The sequence below is a fragment of the Corynebacterium sp. UBA2622 genome (assembly GCF_002339505.1).
In the GTDB taxonomy this organism is placed as follows: domain Bacteria; phylum Actinomycetota; class Actinomycetes; order Mycobacteriales; family Mycobacteriaceae; genus Corynebacterium.
In genome coordinates, this window is sequence record NZ_DDJO01000012.1 from 72229 (window position 1) to 88408 (window position 16180).

Below are 16180 nucleotides of genomic sequence, written 5' to 3' on the forward strand. Positions count from 1 at the left end.
GGTCCTCAACGGGAGATTCGGCACCCTTATTAGGGGGTGGCGTGACCCAGCTCCACCGGTCAATTCACGTGTGATGGGTCACTGGTCATAACCGCGTAACGAAACCCGGTGAAAGCGTTTAGCCACGATGTACGGCGTTTTCGATAATCTAGAGACCTACAGGAATACCTTTTCGGCACCCCGCTGGGGATAACCAGTTGGGTCGCGCCGGGACATGAAACAAACAGGAGAGCACATGGCCACCGCAGTTAAGGGCATGACGCAGCCCGCGCCGACCGACAACGAGGACCTCATCGCCTGGGTGAACGACGCTGTCGACCTCTTCCAGCCCGAGCGGGTGGTCTTCGCGGACGGCTCCCAGGAGGAGTGGGACCGCCTGGCCCAGGAGCTCGTGGAGAAGGGCACCCTCGTCAAGCTCAACGAGGAGAAGCGCCCCAACTCCTACCTGGCGCGCTCCAACCCCTCCGATGTCGCGCGCGTGGAGTCCCGCACCTTCATCGCCACCGAGAAGGAGGACGATGCCGGCCCCACCAACAACTGGATGAAGCCCGCCGCGCTGAAGGAGGAGATGCTCGAGCACTTCCGCGGCGCGATGAAGGGACGCACGATGTATGTCGTGCCCTTCTGCATGGGCCCGATCACCGATCCCGACCCCAAGCTCGGTGTCCAGCTCACCGACTCCGAGTACGTGGTCATGTCCATGCGCATCATGACCCGCATGGGCAAGGAAGCCCTGGACAAGATCAAGGGCGGCAACTTCGTCCACTGCCTCCACTCCGTCGGCGCCCCGCTTGCTGAGGGCGAGCAGGACGTCGCCTGGCCGTGCAACGACACCAAGTACATCTCCCAGTTTCCCGGGACCAAGGAGATCTGGTCCTTCGGCTCCGGCTACGGCGGCAACGCCATCCTGGCCAAGAAGTGCTACGCACTGCGCATCGCCTCCGTCATGGCCCGGGAGGAGGGCTGGATGGCCGAGCACATGCTCATCCTCAAGCTCAACTCCCCCGAGGGCAAGAGCTACCACATCGCGGGCGCGTTCCCGTCCGCCTGCGGCAAGACCAACCTCGCCATGATCACCCCCACCCTCGAGGGCTGGACCGCCGAGGTTGTCGGCGACGACATCGCCTGGATGCACCTGCGCGAGGACGGCCTCTACGCCGTCAACCCGGAAAACGGCTTCTTCGGCGTCGCCCCGGGCACGAACTACGCTTCCAACCCCATCGCGATGCAGACAATGGAGCCGGGCAACACCCTGTTCACCAACGTGGCGCTGACCGACGACGGCGACATCTGGTGGGAGGGCATGGACGGCGAAGCCCCCGAGCACCTCATCGACTGGCGCGGCAAGGACTGGACCCCCAAGTCCAGCCACGACGCCGCCCACCCGAACTCCCGCTACTGCGTCGCCATCGAGCAGTGCCCCGCCGCCGCGCCCGAGTTCAACGACCCGGAGGGTGTGAAGATCGACGCGATCCTCTTCGGCGGACGACGTGCCGACACCGTGCCGCTGGTCACCCAGGCGTACGACTGGGAGCACGGCACCATGGTCGGCGCCATGCTCTCCTCCGGCCAGACGGCGGCATCCTCCGAGGCGAAGGTGGGCACCCTGCGCCACGATCCGATGGCCATGCTGCCCTTCATGGGCTACGCCGTCGGAGACTACTTCCAGCACTGGATCGACATGGGCCGCAAGGGCGGGGACCGCATGCCCCCGATCTTCCTGGTCAACTGGTTCCGCCGCGGCAAGGACGGCCGCTTCCTCTGGCCGGGCTTCGGGGAGAACTCCCGCGTGCTCAAGTGGATCGTTGACCGCATCGAGGGCCGCGTCGGTGCCGAGGACACCCCGGTTGGCCACACCGCCCGCCCCGAAGACCTCGACCTGACCGGCCTGGACACCCCCATCGAGGACATTCGCGAGGCCCTCTACCCCGACCCCGAGCTGTGGGCCGAGGACATCGAGGATTCCCGCGGCTACCTCGAGGAGCTGGGTCGCCGCGTGCCGAAGGAGATCTTCGAGCAGCTGGACAAGCTGGAGCAGCGCACCGAGGCCGCGCGGGCGTAGACACCGGGCGCCTGCGCTTAGCGCTTGCGCAGCACCAGCACGAGGTTGGACACCCCGAATTCCCGCACCAGCGGGACGCGGGTGAGCCACCACGCCCAGTGCGGATGGTAGCGGGGAAAGCCCAGTTCAAAGGTGGCTTTCCCCGCTTTCTCCATGTCGCGGGCCCACCGCAACCCCGCGGCGGCGGAGACGGCGAACAGCGAGGTCCCCCAGACGTTCTTCGGCTCGCGGCCGTGCTTTTCGACGTACCTGCGCCGCGCGAACTCCCCGCCGACGTAGTGCTCCCACAGCCCCGTCTCGTGGCCCCCGAAGGGCCCGAGCCACACCGTGTAGGACAGCACGACGAGCCCGCCCGGCCGGCACACGCGGAGCATCTCGCCGCCCATCTCCCGCCAGTCGGGGATGTGCTCGGCGACGTTGGAGGAGTAGACCACGTCGAAGCTGGAGTCCGCGAACGGGATCGCGGTGCCGTCGCCGCGCACCGCCCCGTAACCGCTCAGGCCCGCCGCGCTCATCTCGGAGACCGACGGCTCCAGGCCCACGTAGAAGGTGTCGGCGAACTGGTCCGCAAAATACCCGGGCCCTCCCCCGACGTCGAGGACGCTGCGGCCGGCTACGCCCCGGCCGGTGAGGTCGCGGGAGAGGGCGTCGATAAGCGAATGCGTGTCCCGCGCCAGGCCGGAGTAGAAGATGCGGGGCCGGAACTGCTCGTAGGTGAAGGACCGCAGCAGGCGCAGGGAGCGGCGCAGTGTGGCCAGGCGGCGGGTACGGTACATAACCTATGAAGATACTTCTCCTCTGCTGGCGCGACACGACCCACCCGCAGGGCGGGGGTTCGGAGCGCTACCTGGAGCGGGTGGGGGAGTACCTGGCTGAACAGGAGCACGAGGTGGTGTACCGCACCGCGAAGCACACGGACGCGCCCCGGCGCTCGCGGCGCGCAGGGGTACGCTACGAGCGCGCCGGCGGGAAGTACGGGGTGTACATGCTCGCGCCGCTGTCGGTGTGGCGGCACCGGCCCGACGTGATCGTGGATACGCAGAACGGCATCCCCTTCTTCGCGCGCGCCTACTCGGGGGCGGACACGGTGCTTCTTACCCACCACTGCCACAAGGAGCAGTGGCCGGTAGCGGGGCCGGTGATCGGTGCGTTCGGCTGGTTCCTCGAGTCGCGCGTCGCCCCGCGGGTCTACCGGGGTGCGCAGTACGTGACCGTCTCCGAGGCATCGCGGGCGGACCTCGTCGGCCTGGGGGTCAGGGAGTCGGACATCGCCATCGTGGAAAACGGCGTCGACCCCCTCCCGGCCGAGGTTCCGGTGCTGCCGCGCGACGGGCGCCTGCACGCGGTGACGCTCTCGCGCCTGGTGCCGCACAAGCGCATCGAGCACGCAATTGACGCCGTCGCCGGGATGGACGGGGTGGTGCTCGACGTGATCGGTTCCGGCTGGTGGGAGGACAAGCTGCGCGCCCACGCCGAGCCCCGCGGCGACAAGGTGGTGTTCCACGGCCACGTCAACGAGGCGCACAAGCACGCCCTGCTGGCGCGGGCCGACCTGCACCTCATGCCGAGCACGAAAGAAGGGTGGGGAATCGCGGTCACGGAGGCCGCCCAGCACGGCGTTCCCACGGTCGGCTACCGCGGCGCCGGCGGCCTGCGTGACTCGATCGTCGACGGGGTGACGGGCCGGCTCGCTGACAGCGAGGAGGAGTTTGCGGGGATCACGCGGGCATTGCTTCACGACGCCCCTCTGCGCGCCTCCCTCGGCGCCGCCGCCCGGGAGCGGGCCGCGGCATTCTCCTGGCGCGAGACGGGCCGCAAATTTGCCCGGATACTCGAAAACCCCGGCGACCGTTGACCGGTTCCGGGGCGAAGAGTGGGCGGACGGGGCTCTAGAGAGCCTTATCCAGCTCGCCCTCGCGCAGGCGCTCGAGCATCTCGGCCTCGACCAGGACGGGGACGAAGTCCTCGATCACGGCCTCCTCGCGGTGCGCGGCAAGCACGCCCTCGAAGGTGCGGTCGATCCGGTTGGCGTCGTAGCGGTCGGACCACTCGTTGATGAGATCCTCGCGGATGTTGCGCAGTGCGCGCTCGCGGATCACGCTGAAATCGATGTTGTTCTTGTTGTACATATTTACTTCTCCTCCTCGCGCATCTTCGCGGCCAGAAGCTCGTTGGTCTCCGCCTCGGCAAGGACGGGGATGAAGTCGGGGATCGTGGCCGCCGCACGGTGGTGGGCCAGGACGTTGTCGAACGTCTCGGTGACCTCGGCGTCGCTGTAGCGGTCGCTCCACTTCTTCACGAGCCCGCTGCGAACGCGGCCGATCACCCTGTCGGTAACTGCGTTGGTCATTTTCAGATTCACCCTTTCCGTTCCGGTCGCTGTTACGGTCTGCCGCCACGGAAGTGGCGCTGGTGCGTAACCTTTTGTTTAACTGTTGTTTACCCTAGACCGCTTTGTTGACGCGTACAAGCTCCGCGGCCGTGGGCGGACGCCATTAATTGTGATCAGCCCATTAAAGATGACGTTTCAGCTGGTGAGAGGGTTTATAACAACATAGTAACGAAACGCGTGGGACGCCAGTGGGATTGCTGGTGCAGGTCCGGGGCGACCCGGGCGGAGGAGCGGTTACGGCGAAGTTAACGCGCGGCGGGCACCGCGTCTCACCCGCCCGCAGGTCAACGCCGCCTGGGCCAGGCCCGCGAGCGGAACCGCCAGCCAGAGTGCGAAAAACAGAAGGCCCGCGGTGGGGAGCCCGCGCGGGGGCGCACCCGTGTCCGTGGCGGTTCCGTCCGGGTGCACCACCACTCCGATGCCCAGGCCGCGCAGGGCCGCAATCTCGTCCGGGTGGTCCCGGGCCTCGCGCCAGCGAGGTGAGACCGGGTCAACCACCACCCCATCGACGACGAGCTCACCGGGCTCCACCACGTTCATCATCTTCGGAACCGGATCCACCACCGGCTGCCCGTCCGCGCGCCGGGAGAGGGCGGGCCGGTCGACGAAGAAGACGTCGCGGCCGCGGTCGTCCACGGGCGGCACGTGCAATTCCTCGACCGTGACGGGGGTGAGTGCCGCGACGGCAAGCGGGGCGTCCGGAACCTGGAGGAGCGCCAGCACCAGGGCCAGGGCGGCGCGCGTCGGCCGAAGCGCCCCCGCCGCCGAAACGAACGCCGGGAGGGCGAGGATGAGCCACTTCTGGGCGTCGCGCAGCAACCCGCCGCCGGGGAGCGCGGCCACGGCCCACCCCAGCGCCCCGGCCCAGGACAGGACCGCCACCGCGAACCCCGCAGCGGCGAGAACGAGGAGGCGCCTTTCCACCGAGCGCCACCCCAGGGCGAGGACGAGAAGCAGCGCGATGCCGAAGACCGCGAACCCCGCCGAGCGCGAGGCCGGCACTGCGGCACCGTTCCAGATCCCGCCGAGCCCCGCCACCGCGCCCAGCGTGCCCACCCAGCGCTCGGCGCGGGGGGCGAAGGCCGTGGCGGAGGCGGGGGAGGAGGTGCCGGATCCGGCCGCGAACCCCGCCGCCACCCAGGGCAGGCACAGTGCCGAGGTGACGATGAGCTGGGCGCGGGTGCGCGACATCAACACGGAAGCGATCGCGCCCGTCGGTGTCAGCGAGGCGAGCCAGCGCGCCACCCACGACCCCGAGACCGCAATGAGCGGCAGCAGCCAGGCGGCGACGGCCAGGGACCACTGGCCCTGGAGCAGCCGTTCCACCACAAAGGGGTTCCACACCGCGACGGTCATGGCCGCGCAGCGCCCCCAGGCGGTGGCGGAGCTGCGCCACCCCGCCCACGCGGCGCCGGCGGCCGCGGCCGCCACCATCACCCGGAGGGCGGCGACCGGGAAGGGGAGCAGGCCCAGGAGTGCGTCCTGGGGAACGTTGCGTGCGGCGAGGTCGCCGGCGCCGAGCGACGCGCGCGTGAGCGCCATGCCGGGCAGAACCATCATGTCGCGCAGAGCGAAGGCCTCACCCGGCACGAGAAACGGCCAGGTCAGGGACAGGACGAGCGCCGCGCCCACCAGCGGGGGCACCCCGCGCGCGGCACCCTTAGCGGCGCGCAAAGGCAACCGCCAGCCAGGCCAGCGTGAGCACCGCCGCCAGGCGGGTCACCCAGGCCAGCACCTGCAGGGCACGCAGCACACCGACCTCCCGGCGCGCGGCGCCGACGGCCTCGGCGCGCGAATCCTCCGAGAGGCGGAAGAACCCGTCTGCCGGGCCGCCCGAGGTGGTCCAGGTCTCGTCGAGCACCCGGCCCGTGCGCCGCTCCAGGTCGAAGATGCGCTCGGCGTGGTAGCCGCCGTCGGAAATCTCGGCGCGGTACTTGTAGGTCTCCAGACCGGCGACGTTGCCGGGCCCGAGGTAGTCGGCCGGGACGGCCTCGAGCGCGAAGGGGTCGGAGTAGGGGTAGCTGCGCCGCTCCGGCTGGTACGGGAAGAAGTAGGTCAACCCGCCCCTGTCGCGGACGGGGAAGGTGGTGGCCACGTTGGCGGTGTAGGAGTCGCGGTGCTCGGTGCCGTCGATAAGCAGGCGCGCGTTGATGTCGACCTCGTCCTTCTTCGCCCCCCTGGTGAGCGTGAGCTCCTGCGCGTAGGGCACCGGCCCGTCGTAGGTGGAGGCGAAGAAACCCTCGTGGGGCAGGGCGCGCTGGGCGGAGATGACCACGGGCGCGATGAGGTTCAGGGCGAGGCAGGCGAGGAGGATGGTTGCCGCGATGCGCGCCCGCCTGACTCCTACAATGAACACATCAGAAACAATAACCTACTGCCGGAACTCGAGGGCCTGCGCGCGGTGGCCTCCCTCGGGATCCTCGTGACGCACGTGGCGTTCCAGACCGCCACCGATTCAGCGGTCCTCGCCCGCTTCGACTACTTCGTCGCGGTCTTCTTCGCGCTCTCCGCGTTCCTGCTCTCCCGCGGTGCACCGCGCTCCGGTTATTACAGCCGCCGCTTCGCGCGCATCGCTCCCGCCTACGTCGTCTGCGTGACCGTCGTCGCCCTCGCCCTGCCCGAGCTTTCGCTTCTCGACGCTCCCACATTCCTCGCCAACCTCTTCCTCGTCCAGATTTACGTGCCCCATGCCCTGGTGGCGGGGCTGACGCAGATGTGGTCCCTGTGCGTGGAGGTGGCCTTCTACATCGTCCTGCCGCTCTACCTCGCGCGGGGGCGGCGGGGGCGGCAGGTGCTGCTCGCGGTGGCCCTGCCCGTCTCCCTCGCCTGGCCGTGGCTCGTCAGCTCCGTGAACTGGGTGAACATGCAGATCTGGCCGCCCTCCTACGTCCCGTGGTTTGCGGTGGGCCTGGTGTGCGCGGAGCTCGAGCGGGCGGGTGTGGCGTGGCGCGCGCCCGGGTGGGTGCGCTGGCCTGTCGCGCTGCTGGCACTGCCCCTCGCCTGGCTGGGGGGAACGCTCGGTCCGCAGGGCCTGGCGCACCCCAGCCCCGCGGAGTTCAACGTGCGGATCCTCATCGGCGCGGCATTCGCCGCCGTACTCGTGGCCCCCTTCGCGCTCGGCCCCCGCGACGCCGGGGTGCTGGCCTCCCCGGCCATGACGCACCTCGGCCGGTGGTCCTACTCCATCTTCCTGTGGCACGTCGCCGTGCTCTCCTTCGCGTTCCCGGTGCTCGGGATCCGCGTGTTCACGGGACACTTCCTTCCGGTGGCTGCGTTCACCGCCGTGGCCAGCGTGGCCGTCGCCTACGTCTCCTACGAGCTCGTCGAGGTTCCCGGGGCGCGTCTGGTGAGGCGGGCGGGTGACCGCCTGGGGCGGCAGGTGCGTGGGATGCGGCAGGGTCGGCGTCGGGAAGCGCCAGCGCCGCGAGGGCGGCACAGCCTGCAACGAGTGTGAGCACCGAATCCCCCGCGTAGTTCTCCTGCGGCCACGGTGCCCGCGCCAGCCAGAGGCCGATGAACGCGGCTGCACCCGCGGTCAGCGCGCGCGATGGGATGAGGGTGGTGCGCCGGATGGCCCACACGGCGGCCGCGCCTGCGGCGCCGGGGGCGAGGCCCACCACGGCTGCCCCGGCCAGCGGGAACACCCGGGCGGCGGCGCCCGACGCGCGCGGGGTCCAGGGCCCCCCGCGGCGCCAGGGCACGAGGAGACAGCCCGCGACGGTGAGCACCGAGACACCGCCGCCGAGAAGAAGGCTCACCCGGTACGGGGTCTCGCCGGCGAACGTCATGGAGAAGTCACCGCCCACACCGGCGGGGACGCGGAAGGCCTGCATCCCGGCATCGAGACGCTCCGGCTCGAGGGCGACACCCCCCACGCTCGCGCGCAGGCCGTCGTTGTAGGCGCGGGTGGTGAGGATGTGCCGCTCGCCGGACGCAGGGGAGACTGTGCCCCCGAACGGTGCCCACCCGGCGCCGGGAGTGGCGCGGCTGAGCATGAGGGTCTCCGCATCGGTGAGCACCTCGTGGGTGCCGGACTCCAGGTGCACGGTGCCCTCGGCCCGGACCCCGTCGACGGTGGCCGGGTGGGAGAGGCGCCACTCGCCCGGCTGCGCGGTGGTGAACCGCCGTTGCAGGACGTCCGTGGCGGGGAAGACCCGCTGGAAGAAGTAGGTGTCCGCCGTGCCGGGTACGTCGACGATGCGGCGCACCCCGGTGTCGAGCTCGGCGATGCCGACGGGCTGGGTGAGCGTGACCCGGATTGTTCCCCCCGGCGCGCTGAGGGTGCGCGGCTCCCCGGCGACCAGGGAGACTTCCTCGCCGCTGCCCTGCCCGCCGGCCCCCACGAGGACGGTGGTGTCCTCCGTGGCGGTGATGGTGGCGCGCCCGCCCTCCACGCTCGCCTCGATCCACGCGTGCGTGTCGCCCGGGGCCGGCCACCACGCGGTGTCCGCCAGACCGTCAAAGGCTGCGGTGAGCGAGCGTGAGGGGATGGCGCCGCCGAAGGCCGTCGCGTCGGCCGCGGAGCTCGAGGCGCGCGCGCTGCCATCCTGGGCCACCCCTGTGGGCGTGCCCGCGGAGGGGTAGTCCTTCAGGCGGTTGCGCACGTCCGCTCCCTCGGAGATGTTGTGCAGCTGCGCGGAGACCGGGGAGTCGAGCGTGCCGTAGTTGCGCGCCGCGAGCGCGGGGGTGTCGGTCACGATGTCCGGGTCCTCCCCGCCCAGGCGGGCCGGGAAGTAGCCCAGCTCCCGGTAGAGCAGGGGCAGCACCTCACCGCCGCCGTCGACGCGCACCGGATCGTCGCCGGTGATCATCATCCCGCGCGCGGGGTCGAGCATGTAGATGTCGATGCTGCCGAAGCTCACAGCCGGTTCCCCCAGGCCGGGGGGTACGTTCCCCGTCCCGGGCTGGCCCTCCCGGGGCTCCGCGGAGGCGGGTTCAAGGTCGTGGCGCACGAGCACCGCGCCCACGCCGATGGAGCGCAGTGCCTCGGCGTGGACCACCCCGGCCTGGCCGTCCAGGCCGCGGATCGCCTCCGGGTCGACCAGCGGGATCGCGTCGCGCACGGCGAAGGGCGCGGATGTGACGGCCTGGATCGGCTCGTCGCGGGTCCAGCCCCAGTCCTGCCGCGCGAAGGAAGCCGGCGGAACCACCACGGTTCGGGTCCCGGCGGCGTGCTCGTCGAGCCACTCGCCCGCGGCCACCCAGTCGGGTGACACCGCGGTCCACGTGCCCTGCGGCAGCAGGCGCAGCGACCACGCCGGGGCGAGCGCGACCACCGCGGCGGACACCACCCCCACGACGACGGGGCGGCGGGCCCGGGAGAGCACCCACCCCGCCCCCAGCGCCAGCGGGAGGCGCACCAGGGGGTCCAGCTTGTGCAGGTTGCGGAAGGGCGCGAGGGGGCCGTCGTAAAGCGGGAGCAGGTGATGGGCCGTGCCGAGAACAATGAAACCGGTGCTCAGCAGCACCACCAGGTAACCCCGCCACGGCATGTCCCGCCGGGCCAGGCCGGCGAGACCCGCGGCGGCGACGGCCATGGTGGCGAGGATGAACACCGGCTCAGAGACCAGCAGGAAGCCCGCGGTGCGCTCGGTGTCCACGAAGGGTGCCCAGCTGGTGGTTCCGCGCAGGATTTCGGCGGGGTTGAGCCAGTGGGTGGTGACGAAGGCCGACTCGATGAACTCCGTGAACGGCGGGGAGTAGCGGCCCAGCACGAGCAGCGGCCCGATCCACCAGGCGCTGACCAGGACCGTGCCGGCGCTCCACGCGCCCAAACGGGCCCATTCGCGGCGCCACGCCAACAGAAGGAACGCCGGCACGCAGGCGAGGATGGTGGCGGTGGCGTTGACGGCACCCATCAGGGCGACCGGGATGAGCGCGGCGGGCACATTGGGGCGGCGGTGGAGCAGCGGCAGAAGGGTCCACGGGACGAGCGCGACGGGCCAGGCCTCCGAGGAGATCGCGGTGAGGGTGGTGAGAATGCGCGGGCTCAGCGCATAGAGCGCCGCCGCGACCACGGGCGGAACCGTGCCGGGGAGCCCGATGCGGCGCGCAAGGAGGAGGGTTCCCGAGTAAGCGACACAGAGCAGCAGACTCCACCACAGCCGCTGCAGCACCCAGTCCGGCAGCGGGAGCAGGAAGAACGGACCCTGCGGAAAGAGATAACCGTAGGCCTGGTTCTGGATCTGGCCCAGGGTGAACTGGTCGGAGTAGGCGTGCGTGGCGCGGTGGAGGAAGGCCGCGGGGTCCTGAGTGAGGTCGAACTTCGTGTCCGCGCTAACCCGGCCGGGCGGCTGAAGGAAGGCGAGGAGGGTGAGGGCGACCCACCCGAGCCAGTGCTCGCGCGGGGGGCCCGGGGTCAGGAGCCGGCGGGGCCGGGGGGCGCGCACGCGGGGTCGCCGTCTACTGGCGGGAGCCGTACTCCGAGCCGCCGAGAACAGCCTGGTCGGCCGGCACGGCGTTGCCGGCGGGGACGCTGTTCTGACCCGAGAACGCGCTAATGCCGATCACGCCGACGGCTCCGAGCACGGTGCCGACGACGATGCTGGCCACCAGGGGGGAGATGGCGCGCCGGGCGGGGGGCTGGGTCACGTGCGACATGCTCGAAAGCTTAGCAGCGGGGCACACGTGCACGGGTTAAGTACAGTGGAGACGTTTCCGGGCGGTGTCGTCCAGCACCGGAGGGCCGAGGTGGGGGAGGTGAGCGGAATGGGGCATGGTGGTGCTCTCGCAGCGGGTGCGCGCGGTGCGGCACTCGCCGCCGTATGCGCGGCCGTGTTCGCCGCCTCGCTCGCGGCGTGCTCCCCCTCGCGCGATGCCGGCTCCCCGGCCCCGGGTGGGACGGACACCGCCGTGTCCCAGCCCCGGGTGGAGGACCCGAGCCCCAGCCCCCAGACCGCGCCCGCCCCGCCGGTGACGCCCTCGGCCGAGCAGCGCGTGCCCGCGGATCTGCGTGCCCGCGTCGCCTCCCTCATGGTGGTGGGCGTGGCCAACTACGACCAGGCCCGGGCCGCACTCGACCAGGGTGTCGGAGGCCTCGTCATCCCCTCCTGGGCGGACCCGGGGCTGCTCACCGAGGAGGGGCGCAACATCAATGCGCTGCGCGCCGAGTACCGGCGGCCCTTCTCGGTGGCCATCGATTTCGAGGGCGGCCGGGTGCAGCGCCACACGGAGGTGTTCGGCGGCTGGATGACGCCGGGTGATCTCGCCCACCAGCCGCCCGAGGTGATCCGGGGCAGCGGTTACGACATCGGCCGCTCCCTGCGTGCCCACGGTGTGAACGTGGATTACGCGCCGCTGCTCGACCTCGACGTCAACAACCTCGCCATCGTCGGTGACCGGGCCTTCAGCGACGATCCCGCCGAGGTCGAGCGGGTGGCCACCCTCTTCTCCCAGGGGCTCGTCGACGCCGGCGTCACCCCCACCTTCAAGCACTTCCCGGGGCACGGCCGCGCCTCCGGCGACACGCACCTCGCTCTCGCGGTGACCCCGCCGCTCGAGGATGTGCGGGGGCTGGACATGCTGCCCTACGGGCCGGTGCTCCACGCCTTCCCCCGCGCCAGCGTGATGATGGGCCACATGATCGTGCCCGGTCTGGGTGCCGAGGGCGTGCCGAGCTCGCTCAACCCCGAGGCCTACCGCATCCTGCGCGACGGCGACTACCCGGGCGGCGCGCCCTTCGACGGGGTGGTGGTCACCGACGACCTGTCCGGCATGCGGGGCATCCTCGACTACCGGCCCACTCCGGAGGCGGTCAAGGGCGCCATCGCATCCGGCGCCGACCAGGCGCTGTGGTCCTCCGGCGCCGACGTGCCCTACATCATCGACCTCGTCACCGCCGCGGTCGCCTCGGGGGAGATCCCCGCCTGGCGCATCGACACCGCCGCGGTGCGTACGCAGCAGCAGCTTATCGACGTCGGCCTCTAGCCTCCCGGTGCCTCCCGGTGCCCGTCGGCGGCCCCGGGGCCACTGCTGGGCACTTTCCCGGGCCTCGATTACCCTGGTGCGGGTGACTACGGTAAAGGCAACTTCGCGCGGCCGGAAAAGCGGCAGCCGCGCCGGGAAGATCACCCTCGCGGTGATCGTGGGCATCTTTGCCGTTCTCCTGGCGATCTACCTCGCCGACCTCGCGATGAACCGCGGCAACGTTCCCCGCGGTACGACGGTCGGCGGCGTCTCCATCGGCGGGATGTCCGGTGACGACGCCGCCGCCAAGCTGGAGCGCGAGCTCGGCTCCACCGCCGACAAGCCGGTGACGGTCCGAGCCGCGGACAAGAGCGCGCAGTTCGTGCCGTCCCAGGTCGGCCTCGGGCTCGACTGGCGCGCCACCGTGGCCTCGGCCGGCACCGAACCCGCCAACCCCGTCTCCCGCCTGCGCAACGCGCTGCACTCCCACGAGGTCGACGTGGTTCCCACCGTGGACGACGCGGCGCTGAGCCCGGAGCTCGACCGCCTGGGCGCGGAGCTGCACAAGGACCCCGTCGACGGTTCGGTGAGCCTCGAGGGGGGCCGCGCGAACGTGGTCGACCCCATCCTCGGCCAGGATGTTGAGCGCGCCGACCTGAAGGAGCGCGTGACCACTGGCTGGCTCAACCCGGACGGCGTCGAAGTTGATCCGAAACCCGTGCAGCCGGTCATCAACGACGGCGTGATCAAGGCCGCCATGGACGGCCCCGTCAAGGCGGCCCTCTCCGGCCCCCTGACGGTCCACGGCCATGACGGGGTCGACGGTGTGGTCTCCAAGGACCAGATGGGGGAGATCCTCCAGTTCCTCAACGTGGAGGGGCGCATCGCCCCGGAGGTCAACCGTGATCGCCTCGGGGAAATCCTCGGCGAGCAGCTCGCCCCGACCGTGACAAAGATGAAGAACGCCCGCGTTCTTCCGGGCGGCGGCGTTGAACCCAGCGTGGACGGCACTGAAATCGACTGGGATGCGACCCTCGACGGCCTCGACAACCGCCTCATCGGTTCCGGCCAGCGCACCTGGGACGCAACATACAAGCCGGTGCCTGCGGACTTCACCACGGAAAAGGCGCAGCATGCCACCTTCGACGAGGTGGTGGGCACCTTCACCACCGGAGGCTTCAGCTCCGCCTCGGGCACGAACATCCGCCTGGTGGCCAACACAGTCAACGGAGCCATCGTCAACCCCGGCGAGACCTTCTCCCTCAACGGCTACACCGGTCCCCGCGGCACCGCCCAGGGCTACGTAGAGTCCGGCATCATCCTGGAGGGCCACGCCGACAAGGCCGTCGGCGGCGGCATCTCACAGTTCGCCACCACCCTCTACAACGCTGCCTACTTCGCGGGCATGACGGACGTGGCGCACACCCCCCACTCCTACTACATTTCCCGCTACCCGGCGGGCCGTGAGGCCACCGTCTACGAAGGCGCGATCGACCTGCAGTTCCGCAACGACTCGCCCTACCCGGTGAAGATCACCACCAGCGCGGGCGACAGCGACGTGACCGTTAACCTCATGGGTGTGAAGACGGTCAACGTCGAGTCCATCAACGGCGGGCGCTGGGCGGAGACCTCCCCCCAGCCGCGCACGATCTCCGGGGCGAGCTGCTCGCCCTCGGGCGGCGCGCCGGGCTTCACCACCTCCGACACCCGCGTCATCTCGGACCTGGCGGGCAACGTCATCTCGCGCCAGACCCAGGCCACCGTGTACGACCCCCAACCGATCATCCGCTGCGGGTAGGCCACGGCGGCGGGGCGCGGCGGCTGGGCCGCTATAGTGGCGCCATGAACGCAACCGACACTGTCCACGATCTCGTCGAACGCACCCGTTTCTCCCTCGGCCAGCTCCCGGAGCTCGATGCCGCCGCCCTCAACGCCCACCCCGGGGGCCACCCCAACTCGGCGGCGTGGCTGCTGTGGCACACCGGCCGCGAGCTTGACATGCAGCTGTCTGCCCTGTCCTCCGCGGAGGAGGTATGGGTTGCCGGGGGCTTCCGCGACCGTCTCGCCCTGGGTGAGATTGGCGACACCATGGGCTACGGCCATACCCCCGATCAGGCCCGCGCCATCGGAGTGGACGACGCATCGCTCGTCACCGCGTACATCTCCGCCGTGCTCGACCGGGTGGACGGCTACGCCGCCGCCACCGCCGATTCCGCCTGGGACGAGGCCGTTGACCAGTACGAGGGGGAGGACGTCTCGCGCCAGGCGCGCGTGACCTCCATCCTCATCGACGCGCTCGAGCACATCGCCCAGGCCGCCTACATCGGGGGAATGACCGGACACTAACCGGGCGCAATCCCCACCCGAGCGGGGTTATCCGCGTTTTAGTTGCACAGGTGGCTCAACTGTAGGTTTAGACCCATGGATTCATGGCAACCTGTCCTTGGCGCAGGACCCCTGCTCGGCATCGCGGCCGCAGCTATCGCGCTCATTCTCTTCCTGGTGATCTACCTCCGGGTGCACGCCTTCGTCACCCTCATCGTGGTCTCCATCCTCACCGCCCTCGCGGCCGGCATCCCCGTCTCGGGCATCATGCCCACAATGATGGACGGCTTCTCCAGCACCCTCGGATCCGTCGCCCTCCTCGTGGGTCTCGGCGCGATGGTCGGGCGCCTCGTCGAGGCCTCGGGAGGCGCGCAATCGCTTGCCGACGCCCTCGTGCGCCGCTTCGGCGAGAAGAACGCCCCCTTCGCCCTCGGCCTCGCCTCGCTCATCATGGGCTTCCCGATCTTCTTCGACGCCGGCCTCATCGTCATGTTGCCCGTCATCTTCGCCGTGGCCCGCCGGCTCGACGGACCGTTGCTGGCCTACGGCATCCCCGCCGCCGGCGCGTTCTCGGTCATGCACGTCTTCGTCCCGCCGCACCCGGGCCCGGTGGCGGCCTCCGGGCTCTACCACGCCGACCTCGGCCTGGTGCTCATCCTCGGCCTCATCGTCGCGCTTCCCACCTGGTACCTTTCCGGATACCGCTGGGGCCTCTTCCTGGGCAAAAAGTACGACCTGCGCGTGACCGACACCCTGCTCGGCTCGGTGGACGAGGGCCACATCACCAACAAGCCCGCAAAGCCCATGACCGTCCTGGGCGTCATGCTCATCCCGATGGTGCTCATCTTCGGCAACACGGGGATGAATGCCCTGGCGACAGCCGGGGTCGTCGACAAGTCCGCGTTTATCGTGCGCCTGCTCATGTTCCTCGGGCAGACACCCGTTGCGCTGCTCATCACCACGCTGGTCGCGATGATTGCCGTGGGTGTGAACCTCGGCGTGCCCCGCGCCGAGGTGGAGCGCCGCATGGAGTCGGCCCTCGGCCCGGTCTGCTCGGTCATCCTCATCACCGGCGCCGGCGGCATGTTCGGCGGCGTTCTGCGCAAGTCCGGCATCGGCGACGCTCTCGCGGATTCCATGGCCAACCTCGGTGTGCCCGTCATCCTCGCGGCCTTCGTCGTCGCGGCGGTGCTGCGCGTGGCTCAGGGCTCCGCGACGGTCGCCCTGACCACTGCGGCGGCGCTCATGGTGCCGGCGGTCGAGGCCGGCGGCTTCAGCGAGATCCAGCTGGCCCTCATCGTCCTGGCCACGGCATCCGGTTCCGTGTTCAGCTCGCTCGTGAACGACTCCGGCTTCTGGCTCGTCGGCCGCCTGATGGGCATGGACGTGGCCACCACGCTGAAGACGTGGACCGTCAACCAGCTGCTCCTGTCCTCCATCGGCTTCATCTTTGTCTGCATCCTGTACGGAGCCACGCTTCTCTTCTAACCACCCGC

At 70.3% G+C, this 16180-nt stretch carries 13 protein-coding genes and 1 pseudogene; 7 read left to right on the forward strand and 7 right to left on the reverse strand.

Annotation, left to right across the window (positions count from 1 at the left end; all coding sequences use genetic code 11):
- Positions 1 to 235 precede the first annotated feature (235 nt).
- A complete protein-coding gene (locus tag B3611_RS04735) occupies positions 236 to 2062 on the forward strand; it encodes a phosphoenolpyruvate carboxykinase (GTP) (protein WP_291313935.1) in 1827 nt (608 codons plus the stop codon).
- A 17-nt stretch (positions 2063 to 2079) separates the two neighbouring features.
- Here B3611_RS04735 and B3611_RS04740 read toward each other — a convergent pair whose 3' ends face one another.
- On the reverse strand, positions 2080 to 2838 hold the full coding sequence (locus B3611_RS04740; RefSeq protein ID WP_291313936.1) for a class I SAM-dependent methyltransferase: 759 nt from the start codon (positions 2836 to 2838) through the stop codon (positions 2080 to 2082).
- Positions 2839 to 2843: 5 nt separating this feature from the next.
- Between B3611_RS04740 and B3611_RS04745 the strand changes: the two genes are divergently transcribed.
- Positions 2844 to 3917 carry a glycosyltransferase family 4 protein gene (locus B3611_RS04745; protein ID WP_291313937.1) on the forward strand — a complete coding sequence of 358 codons (1074 nt, stop codon included), beginning with the start codon at positions 2844 to 2846 and terminating at the stop codon, positions 3915 to 3917.
- 34 nt (positions 3918 to 3951) lie between these two features.
- Here B3611_RS04745 and B3611_RS04750 read toward each other — a convergent pair whose 3' ends face one another.
- From B3611_RS04750 to B3611_RS04765, 4 genes are all read right to left on the reverse strand, one after another.
- Positions 3952 to 4191: a three-helix bundle dimerization domain-containing protein gene (locus B3611_RS04750; protein WP_291313938.1), complete on the reverse strand. Its 240-nt coding sequence runs from the start codon at positions 4189 to 4191 to the stop codon at positions 3952 to 3954.
- Between the two features lie 2 nt (positions 4192 to 4193).
- On the reverse strand, positions 4194 to 4412 hold the full coding sequence (locus B3611_RS04755; RefSeq protein ID WP_291313939.1) for a three-helix bundle dimerization domain-containing protein: 219 nt from the start codon (positions 4410 to 4412) through the stop codon (positions 4194 to 4196).
- 276 nt (positions 4413 to 4688) lie between these two features.
- Complete coding sequence (locus tag B3611_RS04760; RefSeq protein WP_291313940.1) at positions 4689 to 6098, reverse strand: hypothetical protein; 1410 nt, start codon at positions 6096 to 6098, stop codon at positions 4689 to 4691.
- 16 nt (positions 6099 to 6114) lie between these two features.
- Positions 6115 to 6810: a porin PorA family protein gene (locus B3611_RS04765; protein ID WP_291313941.1), complete on the reverse strand. Its 696-nt coding sequence runs from the start codon at positions 6808 to 6810 to the stop codon at positions 6115 to 6117.
- Between the two features lie 45 nt (positions 6811 to 6855).
- On the opposite strand from B3611_RS04765, the gene B3611_RS04770 reads away from it, so the two are divergent.
- Positions 6856 to 7908, forward strand: coding sequence for an acyltransferase family protein (locus tag B3611_RS04770; protein WP_414646298.1), 1053 nt, complete (start codon positions 6856 to 6858; stop codon positions 7906 to 7908).
- A 1183-nt stretch (positions 7909 to 9091) separates the two neighbouring features.
- Here B3611_RS04770 and B3611_RS10175 read toward each other — a convergent pair.
- Positions 9092 to 10843, reverse strand: a pseudogene (locus tag B3611_RS10175) (alpha-(1->3)-arabinofuranosyltransferase domain-containing protein); the annotation flags it as partial.
- 13 nt (positions 10844 to 10856) lie between these two features.
- Positions 10857 to 11054: a DUF2613 domain-containing protein gene (locus tag B3611_RS04780; RefSeq protein WP_291313943.1), complete on the reverse strand. Its 198-nt coding sequence runs from the start codon at positions 11052 to 11054 to the stop codon at positions 10857 to 10859.
- Between the two features lie 108 nt (positions 11055 to 11162).
- Between B3611_RS04780 and B3611_RS04785 the strand changes: the two genes are divergently transcribed.
- The 4 genes from B3611_RS04785 to B3611_RS04800 all read left to right on the forward strand — a co-directional run bounded on the left by B3611_RS04785 (position 11163) and on the right by B3611_RS04800 (position 16172).
- A complete protein-coding gene (locus tag B3611_RS04785; RefSeq protein WP_291313944.1) occupies positions 11163 to 12380 on the forward strand; it encodes a glycoside hydrolase family 3 N-terminal domain-containing protein in 1218 nt (405 codons plus the stop codon).
- Positions 12381 to 12585: 205 nt separating this feature from the next.
- Positions 12586 to 14157, forward strand: coding sequence for a VanW family protein (locus B3611_RS04790; protein ID WP_291314108.1), 1572 nt, complete (start codon positions 12586 to 12588; stop codon positions 14155 to 14157).
- Positions 14158 to 14201: 44 nt separating this feature from the next.
- The gene (locus B3611_RS04795; protein ID WP_291313945.1) at positions 14202 to 14705 is read left to right on the forward strand and encodes a DinB family protein; all 504 of its coding nucleotides are present in this window, start codon (positions 14202 to 14204) and stop codon (positions 14703 to 14705) included.
- 75 nt (positions 14706 to 14780) lie between these two features.
- The gene (locus B3611_RS04800; protein WP_291313946.1) at positions 14781 to 16172 is read left to right on the forward strand and encodes a GntP family permease; all 1392 of its coding nucleotides are present in this window, start codon (positions 14781 to 14783) and stop codon (positions 16170 to 16172) included.
- The last annotated feature ends 8 nt before the right edge of the window (positions 16173 to 16180 follow it).

What these genes read in the sequence shown, in the direction of transcription:
- B3611_RS04800 (WP_291313946.1), top strand. Translation starts at nt 14,781, where the DNA reads ATGGATTCATGGCAACCTGTCCTTGGCGCAGGACCCCTGCTCGGCATC.
- B3611_RS04795 (WP_291313945.1), top strand. Translation starts at nt 14,202, where the DNA reads ATGAACGCAACCGACACTGTCCACGATCTCGTCGAACGCACCCGTTTC.
- B3611_RS04755 (WP_291313939.1), bottom strand. Translation starts at nt 4,412, where the DNA reads ATGACCAACGCAGTTACCGACAGGGTGATCGGCCGCGTTCGCAGCGGG.
- B3611_RS04740 (WP_291313936.1), bottom strand. Translation starts at nt 2,838, where the DNA reads ATGTACCGTACCCGCCGCCTGGCCACACTGCGCCGCTCCCTGCGCCTG.
- B3611_RS04780 (WP_291313943.1), bottom strand. Translation starts at nt 11,054, where the DNA reads ATGTCGCACGTGACCCAGCCCCCCGCCCGGCGCGCCATCTCCCCCCTG.
- B3611_RS04745 (WP_291313937.1), top strand. Translation starts at nt 2,844, where the DNA reads ATGAAGATACTTCTCCTCTGCTGGCGCGACACGACCCACCCGCAGGGC.
- B3611_RS04750 (WP_291313938.1), bottom strand. Translation starts at nt 4,191, where the DNA reads ATGTACAACAAGAACAACATCGATTTCAGCGTGATCCGCGAGCGCGCA.
- B3611_RS04735 (WP_291313935.1), top strand. Translation starts at nt 236, where the DNA reads ATGGCCACCGCAGTTAAGGGCATGACGCAGCCCGCGCCGACCGACAAC.
- B3611_RS04785 (WP_291313944.1), top strand. Translation starts at nt 11,163, where the DNA reads ATGGGGCATGGTGGTGCTCTCGCAGCGGGTGCGCGCGGTGCGGCACTC.
- B3611_RS04790 (WP_291314108.1), top strand. Translation starts at nt 12,586, where the DNA reads ATGAACCGCGGCAACGTTCCCCGCGGTACGACGGTCGGCGGCGTCTCC.